This window comes from Promicromonospora kroppenstedtii DSM 19349 (genome assembly GCF_000515355.1).
In the GTDB taxonomy this organism is placed as follows: Bacteria; Actinomycetota; Actinomycetes; order Actinomycetales; family Cellulomonadaceae; genus Promicromonospora; species Promicromonospora kroppenstedtii.
The window spans coordinates 1,534-2,173 of sequence record NZ_KI911607.1 but is presented as its reverse complement, the minus strand read 5'-3'; the positions used below and the strand labels follow the sequence as shown (position 1 = coordinate 2,173).

Sequence of the window (640 nt, the reverse complement as noted above, 5' to 3'; positions counted from 1 at the left end):
GGTCTCCGACGGCGAGCTCCGGCTCGACGGCGCCGGCATTGACCTGGTCCGGGCCGCGTGCGCCGCGACCTGGGCCGCGGTGGACGCCGGCGACCGGGTGGACGAGAAGACGATCCCGGACCTCACGGTGTGAGAGGTGCGCTTCTACCCAGTCGTTGCGCCCGGAAACCCCGTCGGTTCCGGGCGCAACGACTGGGTAGAAGCGCACTCCGGCGATCCCCACAGAATTCTCCCGGGTTCTGTCGGGGGCGGCGGGTACCGTGTCATGCAGCACGGCCGAGAGCACGGACGAGCACAGTACGGACGAGCACAGTGGAGCGTTGACGCACGATGGACGAGTTCTACGAGACCGAGGAACCCGCGATCGGCCAGACCGATCCCGAGGCGGGCGTCCGGCGCGCGCTCGACACGCTCGACGGCCTCGACGAGCTGCCCCCGGCCGAGCACGTCGCCCGGTTCGAGGCGGTGCACGACGCCTTGCGGGCGCACCTGAGCGGTGACGCCTGACGGTGGCGACGATGACAGCGAGCACGCGCGTGGACGCGGAGCTGGTCCGGCGTGGGCTGGCCCGGTCGCGTCGGCACGCCGCGGAGCTCGTGGCGGCCGGCCGGATCTCGGTGGCCGGCCGCGTGGTGGTCAA

Annotated in this window: 2 protein-coding genes; both read left to right on the top strand. The window is 72.3% G+C overall.

The genetic code is table 11. From position 1 onward, the window contains the following. Nucleotides 1–330: 330 nt before the first annotated feature. Nucleotides 331–507 carry a hypothetical protein gene (locus PROKR_RS33745; RefSeq protein ID WP_169736313.1) on the top strand — a complete coding sequence of 59 codons (177 nt, stop codon included), beginning with the start codon at nucleotides 331–333 and terminating at the stop codon, nucleotides 505–507. Between the two features lie 11 nt (nucleotides 508–518). After that, nucleotides 519–640: S4 domain-containing protein (locus PROKR_RS32375; protein WP_281171668.1), on the top strand; the 122-nt coding region annotated here is incomplete at its 3' end.